The following is a 24,104-nucleotide window of genomic DNA, read 5'->3' as shown; positions in this document are numbered from 1 at the left end:
GCTTTGCGACATTCGCAAAGCTTTTTTCTATTTATTATGAGCAACTTGTTCCATATCTGGACTACAAGTTTTCGACTGACATGACTTATTTAAAGAACATGCTGCGCATTTTCCTTTTTTACTTCTCTTTACAAAATTAACTAACGTGTATGCTGCATAACCAAAAATGATAGCTCCAATTATAATATTGACCATCATTATACATCTCCTTTTAGAATCCTAGTAAAGATCCAACTTGGTATATAATAAGCGTTAATACATAAGCAACAACAAGCGGGTAAACGACTGAGAAAATCGTCCATTTCACTGATCCTGTTTCACGTTTAATAACAGCCACCGTCGCTAAACATGGAACGTATAATAAAATAAAGAACATAAATGCATAAGCTGATAATGCTGTATAATGTACTCCCATTACGTTTCCAAGCACATCTTCTTTAACTGCATAAATAATTGCCATTGTTGAAACGACAACTTCCTTCGCTAAAAATCCTGTTAAAAGGGATGCTGCAGCTTGCCACGTTCCGAAGCCGAGCGGTGCAAATAGTGGTGCGATAAATCCACCAATCATCGCTAAGTAACTGTCTCCCATATCAACACCAAATCCTGATGGACCTGCATAGTTTAATAACCAAATGACAACCGAACCACCAAAGATGAATGTACCAGCTTTACGAACAAATCCTTTTCCTTTCTCCCACGTGCTCAGCCATAATGTTTTCGCTTGTGGCACACGGTAAGGCGGTAATTCAATTACGAAAATAGACTTTTCCGCTTTCAAAATCGTAAGAGACATAATTTTTGTAACTAATAACGCAAGAACAATCCCTGCAACATATAAAGAAAATACAACAGTCGCCTGACTATGCGGGAAGAATACGCCCGCAAATAATGCATATACAGGTAATCGTGCTGAACAAGACATAAATGGTGTTACTAAAATGGTAAGTAAACGTTCTTTCTCCTGTTCAATCGTTCTCGCAGCCATAATACCTGGAACGTTACATCCAAAACCGATAATCATCGGAATAAAAGCTTTTCCGTTTAAGCCGAAAAACTCCATAATTCTATCCATAACAACTGCAATTCGCGCCATATACCCTGAGTCTTCTAATAATGAAATGAAAAAGAATAGTGCAAAGATTTGTGGTACGAATACTAATACAGCACCAACACCGGCAATAATACCTTCTGTAACGAGTGCTTGAATAAAATGAGAAGCTCCAATACTTGTAAGTCCAGCCGTCACCCAATCCGTAAGCTGGCCACCAAAAAACTCATCTAACATATCCGATAAAGGTTTACCAATCCACGTAAACGTAACCTGAAAAATAAAAAACATAACTGCTAAAAAGATTGGAAGTCCTAAAATTTTATGTGTAATTAATCTATCAATTTTTTCTGAAAAAGGAATTTCCCCTTCTTTCTCATGCTTCATAACATTTGTTTTTAACTTTTCAATATACGCTTCACGAGTTTTGTAAATGTGCTCTTCTAACGTACAATCAAGTTTTCCTTCTAAGCGAGATCGAATGGCTATGAGTTCCTTATAAATTGGTAATGCTTTCATTTCTTTTTCTACTACTTCGTTATTGCTTAAAAATTGAAGTGCTAACCATCTCGGATGCTCGTAATTCACTGTCTCTAAAAGAGCAATTACTTCTCCAATTCCTTCATCCATTTGTACACCATATGAAATAAGGAATGGCTTTTTCTCTTTTTTGTCATTTTCTTTAAGAGTCGTAAGCAGTTCTTCACAGCCTTTTCCACTCCTTGCAACAACAGGAACGACTGTTACACCTACTAGTTCTGATAATCGTTTTACATCAATGACAATTCCTCTTTGCTTCGCCACATCAACCATGTTTAAACCAATTGAGACTGGCTTACCAAATTCAAGTAACTGCAACGTTAAATGCATATTTCTTTCAAACTGCGAGGAATCTACGATATTTAACATATGATTAAATTCTTCTGTTAATAGAAAGTTTGTTACAACACCTTCATCACGTGAAACTGGATTTAAATCATAAACACCTGGTAAATCAATTAATGTTCCTTGTCTATCTTTTAATTTACCAACCTTCTTTTCTACTGTTACACCGCTCCAGTTTCCTACATACTCATAAGAACCAGTAAGTGCATTAAATAATGATGTCTTCCCTGTATTCGGATTCCCTAGCAAAGCTACCTTATTCACGCTAATTCCACCTTTATCATTTTCGCGTCACAATGACGAATACTAATTAACTGTCCACGACACTCCAATGTACAAGGACCTTTAAACATCGCTTTCTGTTTCAGGCGAAGTTCGCTTCCTTCAGCAAGACCGAAAGCAGCTAGTCTACGCTTTAATAGCTGATCTAAAGACTGAATACTTTTTACTAACACTTTCTCTCCAATTTTAATATCTACTAAGCTCATAACCTTCCCCCTCAGAAGAGAATGATAATTATTTTCAAAAAAATTATACCACACCCAATTTCTCTTGTACTATACCCTTTTGCTTCATATTTATTAACATTTCGCTACAATTCTATTTCAATTATTGTCATACTGTATTCGTTTGCCATTCTCATCCATTTCGCTTACAATAAACAATAGCAAATAAAGAATCTCGTTATCACTGGGGGAGCCATGCCGCTGAGAGGGAACACTTCGTTCCGACCCTTCGAACCTGTTAGTTAATGCTAACGCAGGGATTGTGCAAACGTCCGAAATACATACCTCATTTTTATTTACGTATTTCGTATCCTCCTATGATATCTATTCTTTTTTGTACAACTTGGATTTAGGGGGAGACAACATGCGTAACACTAATTTACAAGCGATGATCGAATCTGCTATTCTTGCAGCCTTCGCCATGATTATCGATATTTTACCATTATCACTTAAACTTCCAACAGGCGGTTCTATCTCATTCGCTATGATTCCTATTTTTATTATTGCTTACCGCTGGGGCTTTAAATCAGCTTTCTTAGGTGGTTTAGTTTGGGGACTATTACAAATAGTCGTGGGGGATGCTTATATTTTAACACCTGTTCAAGCATTCATTGAGTACTTCATTGCCTTTGCTTTTATCGGATTTGCTGGCTTATTCTATCGTCCAATTCAAAAAGCACTTTTAACGTCTAATGAAAATAGTGAAGAACATTCAAGTTTAGGTAGTCGCAATGAAAAACCTTCAGCAAAACAAAACCATGGTAAGAAAATCCTTGTTTACATTATCCTTGCTACATTTGTCGGTAGCTTTGCTCGCTATTTCTGTCACTTTATTGCCGGTATTATTTTCTGGGGACAATATGCGCCGAAGGGTCAATCAGCTGTGTTATATTCATTAATCGTAAATGGAAGTACAATGCTTGGTTCTTTTATTTTATGTACAGTTTTACTTATATTTTTATTCCTCACTTCCCCACGCTTATTCAAAAGCATCAGTGCTTATCAAATGAATACACAAAAAAAGGGCGCTTAATGAGCGCTCTTTTTTCATATCGTAATATTAATTAAAAATACAATAAATGCGCAAAAGAAAATAAATACCATTATACTTAGCCAATTGCTATGCACGGTTCATCGACTCCTTACATAACCTCATTTTCTAACCAGATTATATCGCTTAAAAATAAAGATTAGGTAAAGATAATATGAAAATAAATTAAAAAAAGCGTAGCATGCATTATCTACGCTTTTTTCGGTAAGTAAAAGTAAAATAATACACCGTCTTCTGTATTTTTCACTCCATATTCAGCATCGTGTAATTCTAAAATATTTTTAGAAATAGCAAGCCCAAGTCCCGTCCCACCTTGTGAACGCTGACGAGCTGTATCCACTCGATAAAAACGATCCCAAATTTTATCTAATTGTTCTTCTTCAATGTGAGTACCTTTATTTTCAATGCACACTTTTATACGATCCTTCTCATCTATTGTAGAAATAATAATATCTTCTTTATTTGGTGTATAACGTATGGCATTCGTAATGAAGTTAACGATGACTTGTTCAATCCGGCCTTGATTTGCAATCAATTCAAATGAATGTATATTTTTATGAACATGAAGTTCTTTTTTCTCTATTTCCACAGATAGATGTTCACATATATCTTCAATTACTGTATCAATATAAAACGAAGACTTTTTCATTTTATATGTACCAGATTCAAATTTAGCTAACTCAAGCATATCCAAAATTAAAGTATCCATTTTGTCTACTTCTCTCTCCATCGCTTGAAAATAATACTCTTTTTTATGCTCAGCTACCCCGTCTTTTAAAATGGAAATACAACTTTTCATAATACTTAGCGGTGTTTTTAATTCATGCGAAACACCAGAAATGAATTCTTTCCGTGTATTTTCTAACTTTCTTTCCTTTTCAATATCTTCTTCTAACTGTCCAATATGGGAATGGAGTTTATTTGATAGCACATTAATATTTTTCGATAAATCTCCAATTTCATCTTTTGAAGTAATCGGTATTTTTTCTGTAAAATCTAATTGTGCTATTTTCTTCGTCGTATCATTTATTTTTAATAACGGTTTGGCAATTTGTTTTGAGTAATAGAACGAAGCTAAAAAAATAAGAACAACTACAAATGCAATGATATAGATGTAATAATCTTGCACCATTTGTACAGCTTCATCTACGGGCTGTAAAGAAGCCATCGCATAAATATATGTTACTGATCCGTCTTTTTCTATTGGCTTGATTAATAATTTATATTTAATATCATTTTTTTCATAGTCCATTGTTTGTGTTGTATATTGTATGGGCTTGCTCTCTTTTAATAATAAATTAGTTTGAAATTCTTTTATGCTATCTAAGAAGATGCCATTTTTATAAATTGGATTCACAGGACCTTTTACATCTGGTAACTGTACTTTTGTAACACGTCCTCCTATGTAAACGCCTAATTCCTGAGCAGCTTGCTCCTGAACAGCTGGTTTCTTTTCCTTAACAAGTTGTTCCTCAACTGCTCTCTTTTTCTCCTCATTTAATTTGCTCATTTTCTCATTAAATGCTTTTTCTAACGGTTTATTAGATCCACTTAAATTCTGCTTAGATAAAGAAAAAGAGAATGGAATAAAACTATCTTCTTTTCTCACTCCAGAAAAATAAATTTCTTGCCCTAAAAACTGCTCTGATAATTTATTATCAATTTCCTCTATATTGACGAGATTACCTAAGGGAATTTTAAATATTTGTTGTCCAAAGCTCTTTTGTTGCCTACGATCTATCGTTACTTCAAAATAAAAATCATCTGCATGTTTTAAATTCCCGTTCTTATCTAATGTCGTAATCCACGTATTATTTTCTCTTAAAAAGTCTTGCTCTAGTTTCTGAATTTCTTCTGCATTTCCTGCACGATTTAAATAGTTCTTCTCAAAGGAATTTAAATTCACTTTAATATCTTCCACTTTTCGATTCGCATAATATTGTTTAAAAAATATCGTTTGTCCAATAAATATCGTCGCTAAAATTAACATGCATAATGCTGTTGTAAGAGTAAATAATTTTAGTACAATTCCTTTCTTCATACATTCCCCTCAAATTTATAACCAGTTCGTACTACAGTTGTAATATACTTTGCTTTCTCTCCTAATTTATTTCTTAAATTACGAATATGGCTATTCACCGTTCGATCATCGCCAGCAAATTCATATCCCCAAATTCTTGAAATGAGTTGCTCTCGCGTTAAAACGATTCCTTGATTTTTCATGAAATACACCAATATTTCAAACTCCGTATGCGTTAAACTAACATCTGCCTCATCAACAGTAACAGTACGCGACGGAAAATGGACATGGATGCCATGAATCGATAACGTATCATCTTCGTTTTCTAAAGGTTTCTTCGATGCTTTTCTACTTTCTAATAATCGTTTCGCTCTTGCTAATAAAATTGGAGGACTATACGGCTTCGTCACATAGTCATCTGCTCCAAGTTCAAAACCAAGTAACGTATCGTCTTCATCTACACGCGCCGTCAGCATAATAATAGGCACCTCGGACGTCTTCCTAATCCTTCGGCAAACAGACCATCCATCGAGTTCTGGCAACATGATATCTAAAATAACTAAATCAACCTCTTCTTCTTCAAATACAACTAAAGCCTCTTTCCCGTCCCTCGCTTCAAACACTACATATTGTTCACTTAAAAAATAATCTTTTAATATTTCACGTAATATGTCTTCATCTTCAACAATTAAAATGTTTTTTGACATAACTTATATATCCCCCTCTCGCTTTCAGAAACTATAATTTCACTTTGAATAACTGCCAGTTAACTTCGCCTCGATAATATATCTATCTGGTGCATCCCCTATATAATCAAATGGGTAACAAGTTGTCAGTGTTAATATCGGTTCTTCTTTTTTTATAATAACAGTACGATCATCCGCATGAGTAATCCATGTCTTTTGAATTTCATATGTGTACGTTTTATTATCATACTCTAAAACAAGGGTATCCTTTTCTTTCAACTCTTCTAAATCTGTAAATACAGTATCTCGATGTCCACTCAGTACAGTATGTCCCCCTCCAGATGGAGTTGTCGTTAAATCACTAACGAACATACCCACTCCTTTTTTCAAAGTCGTATCATCTGCTCCCCAATATATAGAAAACTTCTTCTTTATTTTCGGTATGTTTAACATCGCTACCTTTTCTCCTTCTTTATGTTCTGTTTGAGAAGAAGGCACTTGAGAAGTTACAGGTGTTTCATGAGAAAGTTGAGTATCTTGTATATTTTTAAGGCTCTTTATTTCTTCTGCCGTTAATTGCCCGGCAGAGCTTCTTCCTTTATACCATTCCACAGCATAATAGGATCCCATGAATAGCCCTATAGCCATCAATATGATACCGATATAATTGAGTAACTTCATTCTTCATTCCTCCATGCCAAAAATGGTAGGAGTAACCTACCATTTTTAATATATGAAATTATCCCATTCTTTATAGGAAAATATTTTATTTACGCTTGAATCTTATTGCGACGATTCAAACCAAATAATGTACCTACCGCTACAAGACATGCACTTAATCCCATCATTGCTACATTATTTGATGCTGTATTTGGTAATTTTTCACCTTGTACAACTGGCTTTGCTTCTTCTTTTTTAGCTACTTCATTCTTTTGCTCGGCTTTTATCGCTGCTTCTTTTTTAGCCATATCGTTTTTTAACTGTTCTTGCGCTATTCTCTTTTTCTCTTCTTCACTTTTTTTCTCAGCTTTTATTGTTTCCTCTTTTTTAGCCATATCATTTTTTTCTTGTACTTGTGCCGCTTGCTTTTTCTCTATTTCACTTTTTTGCTGTTCCTTAATTGCTTCTTCTTTTTTAGCTTTATCCTGTTGTACTTGCGCTTCTTCTTCCTTTGTTACTGTTCCAGTATCCGCACTCGCTACTGAAGAATATCCTACTGTTAAAAGTGCCATTGCACAAATTGGTAATAGTTTCTTTTTCATTTTCACTCTCTCCTTATATTTTATTCACATCTACTCGCATCGGATGTATTACTAGAATAAGCAAGAGATATAAATATAAGATGCAGATGAAATATATTTCATTTAAAGATTTCATTGTAGAAAAAGAAAAAAACATCGCAATATGTACGATGTTTTTTTCGGGTGTGTGTCTCAATTATTTACATGTTACTTTCGCGTGATTTGGAAGTAGAACGGGCCGGAGCGATAACTAATTGTCTCGGCTCAGTTTTCTTGAAGTGATTTTTGACGTTACACTTACGACGTTGAACAACCCACGCTTTAATAGGGTTTGTTAAAATAATCTTTTGCTCTTCGTTAGGGGCCTCTTCTTCAATCTTACAACTCTCGCTCCATTTATTCCATTTCATTGTAAATTTAGAAGAAGAATGATCATTTTCACGATCAAACAAGTGCAAAAAATCCATTTTTCCATCTAGCATTACGGTGTTACTAGTCGCTAAAAAAGAAAAGGTCGTCCAACGTTTCTCCATGCCCTCCTACTCCTTTTTCACATATAGAGTGCCTAAAACTTAATTTACCTAAAATATGCTTGCCTTTTACCTTACACCCATAGTTTATCCAAAATGCTCTTATGCAACTATCGATTTGCCTTACAACTACCTTACATTTTTGTAAGAAACAAAAAAACCTTCACTCTATATAATGAAGGTTTCTCACTTTTTATCTATATGATCTCTCATATCATCAAGTCCAGCTTCTTTTAGCTGCGACATCATACCGTGCGAAATTGCTCCTAACACTAAAGTCATTCCAATTAATGAAATACGAATCGCAGGTACATCAATTACGTAAGCCAACAGGCCAAGAACAATTGTTAAAAGTAATGCTTTTATAAATGTTACACTTGTGTACTGTTTCTTCTTCATCATATTCACCCTTTATGGAAGCGTTTTCTTTATATACTTAGTATATCATATCATCAGATGATTTTGTCGTTATCTTTGTAAAAAATTACTATCTCCTTTGACTTTTTCTATTCTATCCTTTACAGTCGAAATGTTCGTAAGTTTTACACTGTAGGAGGATTACAATGAATATTGAAATAAAAGACACTTTAATTTCTGAAGAACAATTACAAGCAAAAGTTAAAGAATTAGCACTTCAAATCGAACGTGACTTTGAAGGAGAAGAAATCGTAGTTATCGCAGTATTAAAAGGTTCATTCGTATTTGCTGCTGATTTAATTCGTAACATCAAAAATGATGTAACAATTGACTTTATTTCTGCATCTAGCTACGGAAATCAAACAGAAACAACAGGAAAAGTGAAACTACTAAAAGATATCGACGTAAACATTACTGGGAAAAACGTAATTGTTGTAGAAGATATTATCGATTCTGGTTTAACACTTCATTTCCTAAAAGATCACTTCTTTATGCATAAACCAAAAGCACTCAAGTTCTGTACATTACTTGATAAACCAGAACGTCGTAAAGTAGACTTAACAGCTGAATATGTTGGCTTCCAAATTCCAGACGAATTCATCGTTGGATACGGTATCGACTGTGCTGAAAAATATCGTAACTTACCATTCATTGCTTCAGTTGTAACGGAATAATCGTATAACTTAAAAAATCGATAGTACATAAAATGTATATCGGCGATTTTTTAAATATATCGACTTACCGACAATAACTGACAATCTTAGCACCCAATTAATAGGGAGAAGCTGTTCTAAAATACATGGGAACAGCTCCTTTCTTTCCATTACAAACTACAGGGAGAGATGAAATATGACAAAGACAAAATTTGAAAAAGTACTCCTCATCGTAAATCCGAAAGCTGGTCAAGGTGACTTACATACAAATTTAACGAAAATCGTACCACCTCTTGCCGCAGCTTTTCCTGATCTACATATCCTTCATACGAAAAAACAAGGTGATGCAACAAAATATTGCCAAGAGTTTGCTAGTAAAGTAGATTTAATTATCGTCTTTGGTGGTGATGGAACAGTATTTGAATGCACAAATGGCTTAGCACCTCTCGAAACTAGACCTACACTTGCAATCATTCCAGGTGGAACTTGCAACGACTTCTCTCGCACACTTGGTGTTCCGCAAAACATTGCAGAAGCGGCAAAACTTATTACAAAAGAACATATAAAACCAGTTGACGTTGCAAAAGCAAATGAACAACATTTCTTAAACTTCTGGGGCATTGGACTCGTATCTGAAGTATCAAACAATATCGATGCAGAAGAAAAAGCAAAGCTTGGTAAAATCGGTTACTATTTAAGCACAATTCGAACTGTAAAAAATGCTGAAACATTCCCAGTAAAAATTACTTATGACGGACTAGTATATGAAGACGAAGCTGTCCTTGTCATGGTTGGAAATGGTGAATATCTTGGTGGTATTCCATCCTTTATTCCGAACGTAAAATGTGATGACGGAACACTTGATATTTTCGTAGTCAAATCAACAGGTATTCAAGCATTTAAAGATTACATCGGAAAGAAACTATTTGAAGACTCAAATGAAAATGACATCTTCCACGTAAAAGCGAAATCCATTCATATTGAAACGAAAGAAGAAAAAGAAGTAGATACAGATGGAGAAAGTTCGCTTCATACACCTTGTCACATTGAATTATTACCAGGACACTTTACGATGATTTATAATCCTGCGGTTGTGTAAAGAAAAAAACGAGTGCTAGCACTCGTTTTTTCTCTTCTAATCTAGTTATGTCGTTGAATCATTTCTTGTATTTCTTTAACTCTACCTAAAGTAATTCCATTTCTTTGTTCAATCGCTAAAAGATGGTCGGTTGGCTCTAATTCAACATATGGTGCCATTCCAACTTCTCTTATATGTACATTTGTTTTTAAATTTAATGTTTCTGGATAAACTGGTATCTCTACAGATAACCATCCAAAATAAGGATCACTATTTTCCCTGCCTCTTTCATCCCACTTTTCTAATACTTCATCATAACTTTCTTTACTAAGTGATACCCACACAGTCCAAATAAAATTTTCGTGGTAATCAATGATAGGAATCTCTAAGCATCCTCTAATAAAATAGAAGAATGGCTTGTTTGCATACTCTAGTTCTTTTTATGTACAATGAAGGAAAGAAGTACCTTCATATAAGGGAGAGGACAAACTTTGTTCAACCAACAGTTAGTTAATTTACGCATTGATTTTGCATTTAAACAATTGTTTGGTACGAATGGTAGCGAAGATATTCTAATTGCATTTTTAAATGCTATGTTACAAGAGTCTTTAGAGTCGCCCATTGCTTCTCTACAACTAGAAGATCCACATTTACACAGGGAATATGAAGAGGATAAGTTATCTATTTTAGACATTTCAGCAACATTAGACACAGGAACAAAAGTCAATATAGAAATACAACTCAATAATAATCACGATATGGTTAAACGCAGTTTATATTATTGGGGAAGACTATACACATCTCAACTACAAAAAGGGATGCCCTACAGTGCACTTCACAAAACCATCACCATAAACTTACTAAACTTCGTAATGTTTTCGGAACACCCAGCCTTCCATACAACAAGCATATTATGGAATACACAACAACAAAAACTCCTGAGTGACGACATTGAAATCCACATTATAGAAATTCCAAAGTTAACTGAACAATGGCATGAAGAAAAAGTAAATCCGTGGAAAGATCCATTTGTTCGTTGGCTTTTATTGCTTTCAGCAAATGAGGATGAGCACTTAACTAAACTATTGGAGGATATTGCTATGAACCAAGACCCTATTTTACAAAAAGCGATAAATAAATGGGAACGTATGAGTCAAGATTCATCTTTCCGACAAGCCTATGACGCAAGGGAGAAAGTTTTAATGGATGAAGCAGCAAAATTCGCCCATGCAGAGACAGAAGGAATAAAAAGAGGAATGGAACAAGGGATGAAACAAGGAATTAAAAAAGGCATTGAACAGGGCATTGAACAGGGCATTGAACAAGGTCGAAAAGAAGGAGTTCAGCAGGGAAAAATTCAAATGATTAAAAATATGTATGATCTTGGTATACCACTTGAAACGATTGCTAAGGCAAGTAAATTAAGTTTGCATGAGATTGAGCATATTTTAGGACATAAATAGTGATAAAAAAAGAGCTTGAATAGTTTCAAGCTCTTTTTTATCAACTCTCCTCAATATCATCCAATTGAGTCTTATAACATTCATCACACTCTGGCCTCGTAGGAAGAATCCCTCTTTCATCAGGTAATAAAACCCTCAAAACTTCTCGATCCATCTCTACGAAAGACTTCATAATAATGGGATATCCTTCAATAATATTCGTATACTCAATCCCTTGTTCAAACTTTTTTCCTCTCTTTATTTCTTCTATTATGGTACAAAAAACACTATGCGCGACTTCAGGATCCATATTTAATGCTATTTGTAAATCTTGATGATTAAAGTTATCTCTTAGACCATGCGTATGATAATTAGCATGGATGCCATCAATATCTTCTGCTAATATGCTATGCATGTACCATCCATACTCTTGTAGCATATTTTCTTCCCATTCATCTGCATCCTCTTCTAAATCTTCATCAAACAAATTCGGATCATACCACACGTCCTCGTAATCTCCAGCAATTAAAAATCTCCAACCAGGTGGTAACCCTAAATACTTCTTTATTTCAGGTGCCCATTCATCAATATGTTGAACGTGTAAAGGAAGAAAGAAATCTTCTTCTGTCCCCATTTCTTCACCAGCCCAAATGTACCAACCTGTCGTTCCGTTTTCTATAGGCATTCGTAACCCATTAATCGGAGCGATACCATCTTTCACATTTTGCGCTATTCCTAATTTCAAGTCATTCGGAGATTCTACATACTCCGCTTTATATTTATCACATATACTCCTCTGTTCTTTTATGTATTTTTCCATCCTTTTAGCACACTCCCCAATTTTTGAAAGATAGATTTCTTTGCCGAAGCACTCTCTAACTTCCATACCCCACACGGATTATAAAATGGATCCTCTTGTTCATATATATCAATTTCAAAGCCAATCTCTTTCTCCTTATGGTGCATAACATTTCCCGCTAATATATAGTTACTTTTACTCACAACTTCTTGTATTAATTCTGTTCTATCTTTCCATAAACCAGGTACTCCAATAACGATTTGTGTCTCCATCATATGCACTCCACTTCTCATCTATTTTCAATCTATTCTTTCAATCTTCCAAACTAAATTAGCTGGGATATCTTTCTCTAAAAAGGTTAACATCCATACAGTTTAGGCATCCTACTATGATTAAAATCTCCAAATATAACACTCCATGTGTACATTTATATTTATTTTCGTTTACATACTATTGTTATTCATAATCCATTTTAGCTAATAAACAAACGAAAGAGAACTAGGTGGATTAATGTTTACTTAAAAATAAAAAGTCCGAAACTATATAAAGTGATTTCGGACTTTTTATTTTTAAAATATTAAATTACATTTTGAACAAAAAGGAGCTGAATTTCCTCTTCTAATTTTCGTATCACATTTTGGACAATATACATATCGTTCCTCTACCTTTTGTCGTTCTATCATGTGTAAGGATACTATTTTCATACTGCACATAATTCCAATTAAGATAAGGCTAAAAATAAGTAGCACAACGCTCTTCCTTCCTTAACTACTTACCTATATTTTACCATTAAATAAAGATAATTTTATACTTATAATCCTATCTTGTCCTTCATACTGGAAGAAACTTTCTTTACTTCTATTTACTCATCAGTGTGATTCTTTTTTGTCTATATAAATAAAGAATACCTGTAACTATAAAAACAATCACGCCAAAATACACGCCATATTCTATCGCGATCGCTACAATACTTTCAATATGTTGTCCAAATAAAGCACCGAGCACAAAGTAAACGAGTGTCCAAACAAATCCTGTCGTATAAGAATACAAAGCATACGTCTTAAATGACATGTTATTCATTCCAACTAAATACGGTACGATATGTCTTACAACTGGTATAAAGTAACTTGTGACTAACGCATAATGACCATACTTCTCTACCATTTGTTGAGATTTCAAAAGATATTTCGCCTTTTTCTTTTTCATTAGCTTATCAAGTACTTTCGTACCAAATATTTTCCCTAATATATAACCTAAAGAAAGCCCAGATACAACACCTAAATATGTTAATAAAAATGCAGGAATGACACTTAATATCTCTAGTGAAGATACAAAGCCACCACTCATTACGATCATTTCGTCTGGAATTGGCATACCGATAATACCTAGCCATAAACAGAAAAATAATGCCCAATAACCGTATTGTTCAATATAAGATAATAATTCATGTAATTCCATTATGCATATGCTCTCCTTAGCTCTTTTTTACAGCTAAAGACATACGCTGGTGGGAAATTGAGCCACACTTTCTCTAGCGTAATTTCAGGAAAGAAGTGCTGTATAAATCCTTTTTTCACAAGTGAATATTGAAATGTAATAAATTCACCATTCTCATGTATCCCTTCCATTACATTGTTTAAAATACGCTTTGAAACTTCTTCTGGTAAAGAGGTAAAAGGTAATCCCGATAAAACGTAATCCACGCATTCTATATTGAGATCTTCTATATACTTTTTTATATTTTCGGCTGAACCGTGTACAACAATGACGTTCTGCTCATCTTTAAATTTTCTCTTTAGTTCCTTGCAAAACACTTCATTAATTTCAATAAGAAGAAATATTGTTTCCTTCTTCTTTCTCTTCATAATTTCTTTCGTAAAGACTCCTGTACCAGGACCTAACTCTACAATGCATTTCGCTTTATTAAAATCAATTACATCTACCATTTTCTTTGCTAATATTTTTGAACTTGGCGCAATTGCACCAGTATGTTTCGGATGTTTAATAAATTCATGTAAGAATGTTATGAGTTGCATATAAACCTCTCCTCATTCGTTCAATAGTTTTTAACTTGTTTCTAAGTATAACTATTATTTCTTAACAAAAATTGAGGAGATTTCTTAAGATTTTATGAAGAATAAAAAAACAACTATCGCCTATAGCGATAGCTGTCCCTTATTACTTCGCACTCACGATCTTATAATAAGAACGAACCGTTAAGAAGTAATATCCAATATAAATCGCGCCGTATACTCCGATACTAATTAGAAGCGGAATCATAATTTCAAATGGTAATATATTTGATAAACCTTTTAGTGCAAATAGGCTGTGTAAAATACCAATTACTAACGGAATAGCAAAGATAAAGCTCACTTGTTTTGCGATAGCTCTCTTCATCTCTTGCTTCGTTACACCAATTTTATGAAGAACAACGTAGCGATCACGGTCAGCACTTGCTTCTGTTAATTGTTTAAAGTAAATGATTGAGCCTGTTGCTAATAGGAATACTAATCCTAAGAATAACCCAATAAACATCATTAAGCCTGTTGTTTCAAGCCCCATTTGGAATCCTGTATAGAAATCGTTAAATGGTTTTAAAACTTCTGATTCTCCAGCTGGCATAATGCTTGCTAATTTTGCTGTTAACTCTTTACTATTTCGCTCACCTTTTACATCAATATTTTTTACAGTACGCGTTTCGTTTACTTGTTTCACTTGCTCATATGTTTTATCAGGAACGATTACAAATAGTTCATTTAAATTTGTAAGGCTTCTATTATTTACACCTTTAATTTTTAATTCTTTTGACTCGTTTCCAACAGGGAATACAGCTGTATTTCCTGTATAAAGAGGACCAAAATCAAGTTTCTCAATATATAAGCTATCATATACGAAAGCTTCATTCGCACTTAAATTTACAGGTTCTACATCTAAATGTTTCACAAGTGTATTAAAGCTTGATTGAGAAATAAGCTGGTACTGATTCGTAACATTATAGTGTGTGTTCAGAACTTGATCAGCTCTTTCACCTTTAAATGTTCCTTTCATAGGAATCATTTCAACTTCTGATTCATATGTGACTGGGTGATTATTCTTCTCTCCAGCAAGTATTTCATTTACTTTTTTATCTAATGCTGCATCTTTTTTCTCATAGGAATAACTATACGGCGCAGCAACTTTTGATTGCGTAAATGTGTTGTAATACATCGTAACTGACGTACCAACCGCTGTTAATGTTACCGCACTTAAAATAGCGATTGTCGCCAGTGATTTCGCATTTCCTTTAATACGATATAGTAACTGTGATGTCGTTACCATATTCATACCATTATAAAATGCTGACTTATTATTTCTTGCACGTTTCAATACAAATACTGTGAAGAACATGAACAGTAAATAAGTCCCTGCTACTGTCGCTAATAAAATATATAATGCAACGACCATAAAGTCTGCATACATAACTGCTTTCATGTACATTAATGCTAAAAAATAACCTGAACCGATTAAGAAAACTGAAATTAATGCCATAATGACAGATCCTTTTGGCATTGCTTCTCCTTCACGTTCTGCACGGAAAAGTTCAATTAACTTAAAGCGATAAATTAAACGATATCCTTGAAGTGATGTATATAAAATAATCACAAAGAAAATAATTGCTGTATCAATAATGGCAGCCATCGGTACTTCAAAATGAACGTTTAAATTTAATCCCATCATATTTACTAATAACTCAAGGAATAATTTTGAAAGGACACTACCGATCGCAATCCCAATTACTAATGACATTAATCCCATTAACATATTTTCATAAAAGAGCATTTTACCAATTTGTCTTTTACGAATACCTAATAAGGAATAGAGTCCAACTTCTTTTTTACGTTTACGTGTAAAGAATCCGTTCGAATATATAATAAACACTGCTACGAAGATGATAAGCATCACACTTGAAACTTGGAACGCTCCGCTAATCTTTTTAGAAGCTTCTGCTGCTTTTTCCATTTGTGAATTATATTGCAGTGCTTTAAATGTAAAATAAATAACGATACTAAAAATCATAGATGCAAAATATACAAAGTAGTCTTTAAAGTTCCGCTGTATGTTGCGGAGGGCAATGCTAGATAAGGTCATCAGCCATACCTCCAGAAATAGAAGACATTACGTCAACAATTTTTTGGAAGAACTGTTTACGCGTCGATTCACCGCGGTGTAATTCTTTATATAGTTCACCATCTTTAATGAAAATAACTCGTTTACAATAACTTGCTGCAAACGCATCGTGCGTTACCATTAAAATTGTTGAGTTATCATATTCATTTAACGACTTCATACTTTCAAGTAAATCTGTTGCAGATTTAGAATCAAGTGCTCCAGTTGGCTCGTCTCCGAAAATCATACTTGGATTCGTAACAATTGCACGCGATGCTGCACAGCGCTGCTTCTGTCCACCAGATACTTGATATGGGAACTGACTTAAAATATGATCAATACCGAATTTCTTTGAGATTTCAAGAACGCGGCGATCAATCTCACTCGCTTTCACCTTTGATAACGCAAGTGGTAAAGCGATATTCTCTTTCACCGTTAACGTATCTAATAAGTTATAATCTTGGAAAATGAAACCTAAATGATCACGGCGGAATAACGCTAACTTATCATCATTCATCTTTACAATATCTTTTCCATCAATTAAAATTTCACCGTTCGTCGCATTATCAATTGTAGAAAGAACATTTAGTAAAGTCGTCTTACCAGAACCAGAAGGTCCCATAATTCCAACGAACTCACCTTCTTTTACTTGTAAGTTAATACCTTTTAACGCTGCAAATTTATTCCCACCCGTGTCGTACACTTTTTCAATATTTTTTGCTTCTAACACTGTTTTCATCTCGACATCCCTCATTTCTTCTATTCTCTATTTTCAACTATATACACTCTCTACTCTTGCCACTATCGATGTTTCTTACACAAACATGACAGTTATGTAAGACGCATAAGTAAAGATATAAAAATTTAACCTACTGAACAAAAGTACTTTGTTACTATAACATTGGGATATCATACCATCCATTCATTCTCCTTACAGGAACATTACAATTTTGTAAGGTTAAAAATGTCCCCTACAAAGTTGTGCACGAAATGTCGGGTGGAGCTATTTCGTTCCTGCTATTCTATGTACAGAGGAGGTCATAATATGGATTCACTTAAAAATATGAATACTGCTATGCGCTATATTGAAGATAACCTTACGAATGAAATTGATTTTAAAGAAGTTGCGAGGCTAGCTCTCTGTTCTGAGTATCACTTTAAAAGAATGTTTTCGTTTTTAGCAGGTATATCACTATCTGATTATATTCGCTGTAGACGTCTTACTCTCGCTGCCTTTGAACTAAAAAATAGCGATGCAAAAGTCATTGATGTCGCTATAAAATATGGCTACAACTCACCAGATTCATTCGCTCGTGCATTTCAAAACTTGCACGGTATAACACCTTCAGAGGCCCGAAATAGTAGCCATTCTTTGAAGGCTTATTCACCAATGACCTTCCAATTATCCATTCAAGGAGGAAATGAAATGAACTATCGAATTGAAGAAAAAGAGCCATTTCGAATTATAGGTATTACAAAACGAGTACCAATCGTTTTTAACGGTGTAAATGAAGAAATCACTTCTATGTGGAAAAGTTTAAACCCAGAGTCCATTCAAACGTTAAAGTCACTTTCAAACATGGAACCGAGTGGAATCATTAGTGCTTCTACTAACTTTTCTGAAGGAAGAATGGAGGAAAAAGGCGAACTCGATCACTACATTGGAGTAGCCACAACGAAAGATTGCCCAGAGCAATTCGCGCAACTTGAAGTCGCTGCTTCAACATGGGCTATATTCGAAGCTTTCGGTCCATTTCCTGATGCATTACAAAATGTATGGGGACGTATTTATTCTGAATGGTTCCCTTCTTCGAACTATGAACTAGCGGAAGGACCGGAAATATTGTGGAATGAACAGAAAGATATATCTTCTCCAAACTTTAAAAGTGAAATTTGGATACCGGTTTTGAAGAAGTGATAAAAAACAAAGCTGCTCTTCCCTAAAAGGAAAAGCAGCTTTATTTACATTTACATTTTCAACTCTTCTTTATAAATACTATATGACTTTATTGTTGATACGATAATGCATATTAATATGATTCCAATCCCTATAAAAATATTAAATGGATCTGGAAGCAAAGCCCCGACATATATACAAAGTGAACCTATTACAAATACCCTCGAAGCAAATCTATGTGTTTTCCTCCAAACTACAGGATTTTCTAATGTCCAGTCCATTCGAATGCCTACTAACCCGTTTGGCTTCGTTTGTTGCATGTAATTACCTAGTACAAGAAACAATGTTCCAAGTCCAAAATTAAATGCAATTGAGCCCGATGCAATATAATTAGACGCTGCTAATAGCGCAAATAAGTTACAGCCGAATCCTATCAAAAGAATAGCATAACGGATTGCGGAAAGGACTTTAGCATGCTGTTTATACTTATCTTTCGTTACGTCAATATACCCAAGAGCTAGCCATATCAAATACAGCAACATCATGCTTCCTATTGAAACAGAACTTGCTTCTACTTTAGAAAAATATCCATCTACTACTCCTGCTGCATTATAATGGCGTGGAATTTGTTCTGGTAAATATGGCCATACAATATACCATCCAATTGCAATGCCAATAATTAAACTCCATGGTAATACGTGTCTTTTCATCCTCTCTCCCCCATAATTTTTTATTAGGCCCCTATTTCTTTTTTATAAGCAATATATGAATATCCCATTGTTAATCCTACTGCACCAATAATAATTCCAACCATTACGAAAGATTTCCACGTTACTGGTACAAAAACACTTAGAATCATAATAATTCCTAATATAACAAACACCTTTCCGCTAAAACGGTGTGTCTTTCTCCATACTTCCTCGTTACTTAATGTCCACGGTGTTTTTATACCTACAAAGTAATTTGGTTTACATTGTGGTAAATAGTTTCCGATGACTATAAATAAAATACCAACTAATAATTCCGGCACACGATTAATGAATAAGTTGTATCCTAATCCACTTGTAATAATATCTATATTCCCTACAAATAGTAGCAGTAGTATCCCGTTATTCATCATCATAAAAGCTTTAGAGAACTTCTCGTAATTTACTTTCTTTGGGTCAATCTTTGGTAACACGTTTAGAAAAATATATAAAACAATCATAATTCCAATCATAGAAATCATTCCATACAATTTAGAAGAATATCCATCTACCTTACCACCGCTCCAATGCGTTGCAATTGTATCCGGCAAATGTGGCCAAGCAAACGCCCAAGCTAAACAAGTTATAACAATTAATAAGATTGCAAAAAGATGTTTTTTCATTTCCCCTCTTCCCCCTTATTCGTAAATGTAAACACCCAAGTCAATAAATCTTGAAAGACCGTTGTGTTTAAAGAGTACATAACGAATTGTCCTTTCTTTTCATCTTGAATAAGTTCAGCATTTTTAAGTGCATTTAAGTGGTGTGAAATACTTGGTTTTGTCATATTGAAATGTTTAGCGATCTCACCAGCGGTTAGATCCCCTTCTTTTAATAAGTCTAAAATTTTTCGCCTTGTTGGATCTGCTAATGCTTTGAATGCTTGATTCAATGTCTTTCTTCCTTTCGATAATTAGACATTTAGATACTTATCTAAATGTTAAAATGATTTCAGTTGATTGTCAATTATATACGAGGCCCTTTTTACTTTTCTCACTTTTATCCTATACTGTTTACTAGCTTATCTTTCAACATAATGAAAAGACTTGAAACACATGATACACTATAGCTACAATTGTTTTTCTGAGGAGGAATATACATATGTATAAAATTTTAATCGTTGAAGACGATCCAAATATTTCATCATTACTGCAATCTCACATTCAGAAGTACGGTTATGAAGCTGTTGTTGCAGAGAATTTCGATGATATTATGGAATCGTTTAACGCTGTGAAACCACATCTTGTTTTACTTGATGTAAACTTACCGAAATTCGATGGTTTCTACTGGTGCCGTCAAATTCGTCATGAATCTACTTGTCCAATTATTTTCATTTCAGCGCGTGCTGGTGAGATGGAACAAATTATGGCAATTGAAAGCGGTGCGGATGATTACATTACAAAACCATTCCACTACGACGTTGTAATGGCAAAAATTAAAGGACAATTACGCCGTATTTACGGTGATTATGCACCAAATATTTCTGAACGTATCGTTGAAGTAGAAGGTTTAAAACTATTCCCAGAACGTCCTGAAATTCACTTCGGATCTGAACAAGTTCTTTTAACGAAAAAAGAAGCTATTTTAGCTGAAATGTTATTATCTAAATTCCCTCGTACAGCAAGCCGTGAAGATTTATTAGCTGCACTTTGGGATGACGAAAGCTTCGTTGAAGAAAATACATTAAACGTAAACATTACGCGTCTTCGTAAAAAGTTTAATGAGCTTGGTATTGAGAACTCTATTGAAACAGTACGTGGACTTGGATATCGCTTTAACGCAACTTGGAGTGAATAAGCATGAAGCTATTTTTACGTGATCATTTTGCATTTTTCCTACTGTACGTTTTAAACTTTGGTATCATTTTCGTTCTTTATGATGCAGTAGATGGATTTCAAAACAATAAATTTTACTTCGTCGTTTTAAGTTTATATTTATTTATTTGTTTCCTCGCTTACCGTTACGTTCGCAATCGTAGAATGTACCATAGATTAAGCGAGCAACCAGAAAAAATGGAAGATGCGTTTATTGAAAGAGCAACTGCTCCGATGCCTCACGGTGTCAATGAACTCGTGCGTACGCAGTACCGCCTCTTCCAAAAAGAACTACAATCGTATGAAGTAAAACAACAAGAACATCAATTATTTATTAACCACTGGGTACATCAAATGAAGACACCTGTTTCTGTTATGCAGCTTATGGTGCTAGAAATGGAAGACGAGCATTTAATTCCAAAGTTTAAAAAAGAATTAGAGCGTCTAAACCAAGGGCTTGATATGGCTTTATACATGGCTAGGTTAAATAACTTCCATGAAGATTTCCATGTCGAGACGATTTCATTAAAAGATACGGTAACAAAAAATATTAACGGATTAAAAGAACTATTCATTCGTAATGGTGTCTTCCCTGTTTTAGAAGTCCATTCTGATTTAAAAGTTGCTTCTGATGCAAAATGGCTAAAATTTATCATCTATCAGTTAATGACAAATGCTGTTCGTTACTCTGGGGAACGCGGAAAGAAAGTATTCTTATCTGCTTACCGAAACGGAAAAGATATTATTTTAGAAGTTCGCGATGAAGGTGTTGGTATTCCGCAAGAAGATATTCGAAGAGTATTTGAACCATTTTACACTGGGAAAAACGGTCGCGCATTCGGAGAATCTACTGGTATGGGGCTTTATATTGTAAGTAAAATTTGTGATTATTTAGGTCACTCTGTCAAACTAGATTCTGAAGTTGGTAAAGGAACGACGATTAAAATCATCTTCCACAACGCTGCAAATAATCAAGCAGAACATACGGAGAAGGTGACCGAAGCATGATCGTAACATATGCAGGCAAAATGTATGAGAACACACTCTCATACATTTTTTGCAATACAACTACATATTTTCCTTCTAGCGGGAGGTATGTATTATGACATTTTGGCAGTTTGCCTTTAAAAATGTAACACGTAATTCCAGAGCTTATTTTGCTTATTTTGTAAGCAGTTCCTTTTCGATTGCTGTTTTCTTTTCATTTGCTGTTTATTTGTTTCATCCTAAATTACAAAACTTTGACATGACCTCTGAAATTTCAGGATTAATGATATTTTCAGAAGTAGTAATTATATTTTTCTCTTTCTTCTTTTTACTATATTCCATTGGTACTTTTTTAAAAGTTAGAAAAAAACAATTTGGTGTTTTGACCATTTTAGGAATATCGAGAAAACAATTACATCGTCTTGTTTTTATGGAGAATATGTTAATCGGGATTTTATCTATCTTTTTCGGCATGCAGTTTGGAGTTGTTTTTTCTCAATTTTTCTTATTAGTAACAGCCAAACTTACGCATGTTCCAGGAATATATTTATACAGTCCTACTAACGCGTTTATTTTAACAACCATTGTTTTCCTTAGTCTTTTTATCATTGTATCTGCATTCACACCAATGCTTATTCGTACAAAAAAAGCGGTACACCTTTTAAAAACAAATGGTGGAAAACAAAAAGAAAGAAAACCATCCATACTTGTTTCATTATTTGGTGCGATTTGTTTATTTAGTGGTTATGCGTTAGCTGGAAATCCTAAATATTTCGTATCAGTAAGCCCGCAAATCGGTGTTATATATATGGTTTCGAGTATTTTCGTTATCCCAATGCTTGTTACAATAGGAACATATTTTTTCTTTTCTCAAATTAGTTTCTTACTGATTTATATTTTAAAGAAAAGAAGAAGATTTTATATGAAACGGATTAATATGCTTTGGATTTCAGATTTAGCAAACCGTATTCGGACGAATATTAATATGCTTTTTATTGTAGCGATGCTCTCTACAATTGCTTTCACAATGATCACGTTCCTATATGGATTCGGGAAATTTATTAAGCTAGAGGTGAATAGAACTTCCCCTTTCCCAATTTCTTATTTCTCTTATGATGCGAACCCTTTTGTTACAGAGCATTTAAATTGGCTTGAGCAACAATTACAAAAAGAGCATTTCCCTTATCAAAAAATAAAAGCTGATATATATGAAACACCACTAAAAGAAGATAAAGATATAGCTATTTATAATGACGTATACGCAATTAAGCAAAGTGACTATAACAAACTTGCGAATTCTTTACGAATGAAACAACTATTTATGGATGATAACGAAGCATATGTGTTAACAGGGACATCTTATATCACCATATTCAACGAATTTGAGCAAAGCTACAATAGAGATTACATTACACTCTCTAGTACAAATACGAAATTAAGAGTTAAAGGCTATGAGCATGTAAACGCAATCCCATCTGACTTTTCATATCAAACGATAGTGTTGCCTGATGTTATCGTAAATAACTTACCTAACACCGTAAAACATATATCAGCATACAATTACAAAATTCAAAACTGGGAACAGACATATGAAATTGCTGATAATTTTATAGAAAAAGTGCAAAAAGATCGAAATAAATACCAGTATGAAGGGCCTCTTATTCGTTCCTTTGAATCAGCAGGATCGTTATACAAAATAACATCAGGTAGTGCCGCGTACTTCCTAATCGGGACATTTTTAGGAGTTATTTTCTTCATTGGAGCTGGTAGCGTTCTTTACTTTAGAATGTATACGGATTTGACGAACGAACAAGAGAAATATATAACGATTTCTAAAATCGGTGTAACAGATACAGAGATGAAACGATCTGCAACCATTCAACTTAGTATTTTATTTTTCATTCCGTACATTATGGCATCCATTCATACAATGTTCGCAACAAAAATGCTACAAGATGTAATTGGTTTATCTCTGTTCAAAGAAGTTTCAGCCGTTCTTATTATTTTTGGATTCGTTGAAATCGTATTTTTCTTATTCATTCGTTCACTTTATATGCAAAAATTATCACATTACACGAGTGGACAAAATATTTAAAACAAACTTGATGAAAAGAGTATCTCTCATACTCTTTTCATCCTCACCCTATTAGGAGGT

27 protein-coding genes, 1 pseudogene and 1 riboswitch are annotated in these 24,104 nt (G+C 34.1%); of the genes and pseudogenes, 8 read left to right on the top strand and 20 right to left on the bottom strand.

Annotated features, from left to right (window positions below; genetic code table 11):
• Nucleotides 1–27 precede the first annotated feature (27 nt).
• Genes QO049_RS05670 through QO049_RS05660 form a run of 3 tightly spaced genes read right to left on the bottom strand, consistent with a single transcriptional unit; the run spans nucleotide 28 to nucleotide 2,424 of the window.
• Nucleotides 28–198, bottom strand: coding sequence for a FeoB-associated Cys-rich membrane protein (locus tag QO049_RS05670; protein ID WP_000989593.1), 171 nt, complete (start codon nucleotides 196–198; stop codon nucleotides 28–30).
• A gap of 13 nt (nucleotides 199–211) precedes the next feature.
• Nucleotides 212–2,200, bottom strand: a complete 1,989-nt coding sequence (gene feoB / locus QO049_RS05665; protein WP_284489200.1) for a ferrous iron transport protein B — start codon at nucleotides 2,198–2,200, stop codon at nucleotides 212–214.
• Nucleotides 2,197–2,424, bottom strand: coding sequence for a FeoA family protein (locus tag QO049_RS05660; RefSeq protein WP_000060512.1), 228 nt, complete (start codon nucleotides 2,422–2,424; stop codon nucleotides 2,197–2,199). The genes feoB and QO049_RS05660 overlap by 4 nt, the downstream gene beginning before the upstream one ends.
• Before the next feature lie 194 nt (nucleotides 2,425–2,618).
• Nucleotides 2,619–2,720, top strand: a riboswitch (TPP riboswitch).
• A gap of 86 nt (nucleotides 2,721–2,806) precedes the next feature.
• Between QO049_RS05660 and thiT the strand changes: the two genes are divergently transcribed.
• On the top strand, nucleotides 2,807–3,475 hold the full coding sequence (gene thiT, locus QO049_RS05655) for an energy-coupled thiamine transporter ThiT (RefSeq protein ID WP_001246585.1): 669 nt from the start codon (nucleotides 2,807–2,809) through the stop codon (nucleotides 3,473–3,475).
• A 208-nt stretch (nucleotides 3,476–3,683) separates the two neighbouring features.
• On the opposite strand, the gene QO049_RS05650 is transcribed toward thiT, so the two are convergent.
• The 6 genes from QO049_RS05650 to QO049_RS05625 form a co-directional block, all read right to left on the bottom strand.
• Complete coding sequence (locus tag QO049_RS05650) at nucleotides 3,684–5,534, bottom strand: sensor histidine kinase (RefSeq protein WP_098382219.1); 1,851 nt, start codon at nucleotides 5,532–5,534, stop codon at nucleotides 3,684–3,686.
• Complete coding sequence (locus QO049_RS05645; RefSeq protein ID WP_000041848.1) at nucleotides 5,531–6,220, bottom strand: response regulator transcription factor; 690 nt, start codon at nucleotides 6,218–6,220, stop codon at nucleotides 5,531–5,533. The genes QO049_RS05650 and QO049_RS05645 overlap by 4 nt, the downstream gene beginning before the upstream one ends.
• Nucleotides 6,221–6,259: 39 nt before the next feature.
• Nucleotides 6,260–6,880: a class D sortase gene (locus QO049_RS05640; RefSeq protein ID WP_000771590.1), complete on the bottom strand. Its 621-nt coding sequence runs from the start codon at nucleotides 6,878–6,880 to the stop codon at nucleotides 6,260–6,262.
• 89 nt (nucleotides 6,881–6,969) lie between these two features.
• Nucleotides 6,970–7,461 carry an LPXTG cell wall anchor domain-containing protein gene (locus QO049_RS05635; RefSeq protein ID WP_000728023.1) on the bottom strand — a complete coding sequence of 164 codons (492 nt, stop codon included), beginning with the start codon at nucleotides 7,459–7,461 and terminating at the stop codon, nucleotides 6,970–6,972.
• Between the two features lie 179 nt (nucleotides 7,462–7,640).
• Nucleotides 7,641–7,973 (bottom strand): hypothetical protein, encoded by a 333-nt coding sequence (locus QO049_RS05630; RefSeq protein ID WP_000415619.1) that lies wholly within the window; start codon nucleotides 7,971–7,973, stop codon nucleotides 7,641–7,643.
• 183 nt (nucleotides 7,974–8,156) lie between these two features.
• Nucleotides 8,157–8,372 carry a hypothetical protein gene (locus QO049_RS05625; RefSeq protein ID WP_002001286.1) on the bottom strand — a complete coding sequence of 72 codons (216 nt, stop codon included), beginning with the start codon at nucleotides 8,370–8,372 and terminating at the stop codon, nucleotides 8,157–8,159.
• 161 nt (nucleotides 8,373–8,533) lie between these two features.
• On the opposite strand from QO049_RS05625, the gene hpt reads away from it, so the two are divergent.
• Together hpt and QO049_RS05615 are read left to right on the top strand one after the other, a co-directional pair.
• Nucleotides 8,534–9,061: a hypoxanthine phosphoribosyltransferase gene (gene hpt / locus QO049_RS05620; protein ID WP_001019298.1), complete on the top strand. Its 528-nt coding sequence runs from the start codon at nucleotides 8,534–8,536 to the stop codon at nucleotides 9,059–9,061.
• Nucleotides 9,062–9,236: 175 nt separating this feature from the next.
• Nucleotides 9,237–10,139 carry a diacylglycerol/lipid kinase family protein gene (locus tag QO049_RS05615; RefSeq protein WP_246961447.1) on the top strand — a complete coding sequence of 301 codons (903 nt, stop codon included), beginning with the start codon at nucleotides 9,237–9,239 and terminating at the stop codon, nucleotides 10,137–10,139.
• Nucleotides 10,140–10,180: 41 nt separating this feature from the next.
• Here the strand turns inward: QO049_RS05615 and QO049_RS05610 are convergent.
• Nucleotides 10,181–10,525, bottom strand: a pseudogene (locus QO049_RS05610) (DUF2199 domain-containing protein); the annotation flags it as partial.
• A gap of 84 nt (nucleotides 10,526–10,609) precedes the next feature.
• On the opposite strand from QO049_RS05610, the gene QO049_RS05605 reads away from it, so the two are divergent.
• A complete protein-coding gene (locus QO049_RS05605) occupies nucleotides 10,610–11,581 on the top strand; it encodes an Rpn family recombination-promoting nuclease/putative transposase (RefSeq protein WP_246961449.1) in 972 nt (323 codons plus the stop codon).
• A gap of 40 nt (nucleotides 11,582–11,621) precedes the next feature.
• Here the strand turns inward: QO049_RS05605 and QO049_RS05600 are convergent, their stop codons facing one another.
• The 7 genes from QO049_RS05600 to QO049_RS05570 form a co-directional block, all read right to left on the bottom strand.
• Nucleotides 11,622–12,380 carry a DUF4262 domain-containing protein gene (locus QO049_RS05600; RefSeq protein ID WP_097842350.1) on the bottom strand — a complete coding sequence of 253 codons (759 nt, stop codon included), beginning with the start codon at nucleotides 12,378–12,380 and terminating at the stop codon, nucleotides 11,622–11,624.
• On the bottom strand, nucleotides 12,365–12,634 hold the full coding sequence (locus QO049_RS05595) for a hypothetical protein (RefSeq protein ID WP_000970753.1): 270 nt from the start codon (nucleotides 12,632–12,634) through the stop codon (nucleotides 12,365–12,367). The genes QO049_RS05600 and QO049_RS05595 overlap by 16 nt, the downstream gene beginning before the upstream one ends.
• Before the next feature lie 294 nt (nucleotides 12,635–12,928).
• The gene (locus QO049_RS05590) at nucleotides 12,929–13,108 is read right to left on the bottom strand and encodes a hypothetical protein (RefSeq protein ID WP_001986677.1); all 180 of its coding nucleotides are present in this window, start codon (nucleotides 13,106–13,108) and stop codon (nucleotides 12,929–12,931) included.
• Nucleotides 13,109–13,217: 109 nt separating this feature from the next.
• Nucleotides 13,218–13,817 carry a DedA family protein gene (locus tag QO049_RS05585; protein WP_246961452.1) on the bottom strand — a complete coding sequence of 200 codons (600 nt, stop codon included), beginning with the start codon at nucleotides 13,815–13,817 and terminating at the stop codon, nucleotides 13,218–13,220.
• Nucleotides 13,817–14,395, bottom strand: a complete 579-nt coding sequence (locus tag QO049_RS05580) for a class I SAM-dependent methyltransferase (RefSeq protein WP_001176053.1) — start codon at nucleotides 14,393–14,395, stop codon at nucleotides 13,817–13,819. The genes QO049_RS05585 and QO049_RS05580 overlap by 1 nt, the downstream gene beginning before the upstream one ends.
• Before the next feature lie 142 nt (nucleotides 14,396–14,537).
• Nucleotides 14,538–16,487 (bottom strand): ABC transporter permease, encoded by a 1,950-nt coding sequence (locus tag QO049_RS05575; RefSeq protein ID WP_246961454.1) that lies wholly within the window; start codon nucleotides 16,485–16,487, stop codon nucleotides 14,538–14,540.
• Complete coding sequence (locus QO049_RS05570; protein ID WP_000859655.1) at nucleotides 16,474–17,244, bottom strand: ABC transporter ATP-binding protein; 771 nt, start codon at nucleotides 17,242–17,244, stop codon at nucleotides 16,474–16,476. Before QO049_RS05570 ends, QO049_RS05575 begins: the two co-directional genes overlap by 14 nt.
• A 306-nt stretch (nucleotides 17,245–17,550) precedes the next feature.
• Here QO049_RS05570 and QO049_RS05565 point away from each other — a divergent pair, with 306 nt between their 5' ends.
• Nucleotides 17,551–18,423: an AraC family transcriptional regulator gene (locus QO049_RS05565; protein ID WP_246961456.1), complete on the top strand. Its 873-nt coding sequence runs from the start codon at nucleotides 17,551–17,553 to the stop codon at nucleotides 18,421–18,423.
• A gap of 50 nt (nucleotides 18,424–18,473) precedes the next feature.
• On the opposite strand, the gene QO049_RS05560 is transcribed toward QO049_RS05565, so the two are convergent.
• The 3 genes from QO049_RS05560 to QO049_RS05550 are packed head-to-tail and all read right to left on the bottom strand — an operon-like array spanning nucleotide 18,474 to nucleotide 20,040.
• Complete coding sequence (locus tag QO049_RS05560; protein WP_246961458.1) at nucleotides 18,474–19,112, bottom strand: SdpI family protein; 639 nt, start codon at nucleotides 19,110–19,112, stop codon at nucleotides 18,474–18,476.
• 23 nt (nucleotides 19,113–19,135) lie between these two features.
• Complete coding sequence (locus QO049_RS05555; RefSeq protein ID WP_226604557.1) at nucleotides 19,136–19,771, bottom strand: SdpI family protein; 636 nt, start codon at nucleotides 19,769–19,771, stop codon at nucleotides 19,136–19,138.
• Complete coding sequence (locus QO049_RS05550) at nucleotides 19,768–20,040, bottom strand: autorepressor SdpR family transcription factor (RefSeq protein ID WP_098508076.1); 273 nt, start codon at nucleotides 20,038–20,040, stop codon at nucleotides 19,768–19,770. The genes QO049_RS05555 and QO049_RS05550 overlap by 4 nt, the downstream gene beginning before the upstream one ends.
• 209 nt (nucleotides 20,041–20,249) lie before the next feature.
• Between QO049_RS05550 and QO049_RS05545 the strand changes: the two genes are divergently transcribed.
• The 3 genes from QO049_RS05545 to QO049_RS05535 all read left to right on the top strand — a co-directional run bounded on the left by QO049_RS05545 (nucleotide 20,250) and on the right by QO049_RS05535 (nucleotide 24,044).
• Nucleotides 20,250–20,945 carry a response regulator transcription factor gene (locus QO049_RS05545; protein WP_000276738.1) on the top strand — a complete coding sequence of 232 codons (696 nt, stop codon included), beginning with the start codon at nucleotides 20,250–20,252 and terminating at the stop codon, nucleotides 20,943–20,945.
• A 2-nt stretch (nucleotides 20,946–20,947) separates the two neighbouring features.
• Nucleotides 20,948–21,970 (top strand): sensor histidine kinase, encoded by a 1,023-nt coding sequence (locus QO049_RS05540; RefSeq protein WP_000765341.1) that lies wholly within the window; start codon nucleotides 20,948–20,950, stop codon nucleotides 21,968–21,970.
• Between the two features lie 94 nt (nucleotides 21,971–22,064).
• The gene (locus QO049_RS05535) at nucleotides 22,065–24,044 is read left to right on the top strand and encodes an ABC transporter permease (protein WP_246961460.1); all 1,980 of its coding nucleotides are present in this window, start codon (nucleotides 22,065–22,067) and stop codon (nucleotides 24,042–24,044) included.
• Nucleotides 24,045–24,104 lie beyond the last annotated feature (60 nt).

It is taken from the genome of Bacillus sp. RB3 (genome assembly GCF_030164735.1).
Classification (GTDB): domain Bacteria; phylum Bacillota; class Bacilli; order Bacillales; family Bacillaceae_G; genus Bacillus_A; species Bacillus_A cereus.
The sequence above is the reverse complement of the archived record's forward strand: the minus strand, read 5'-3'. Positions and strand labels throughout refer to the sequence as shown.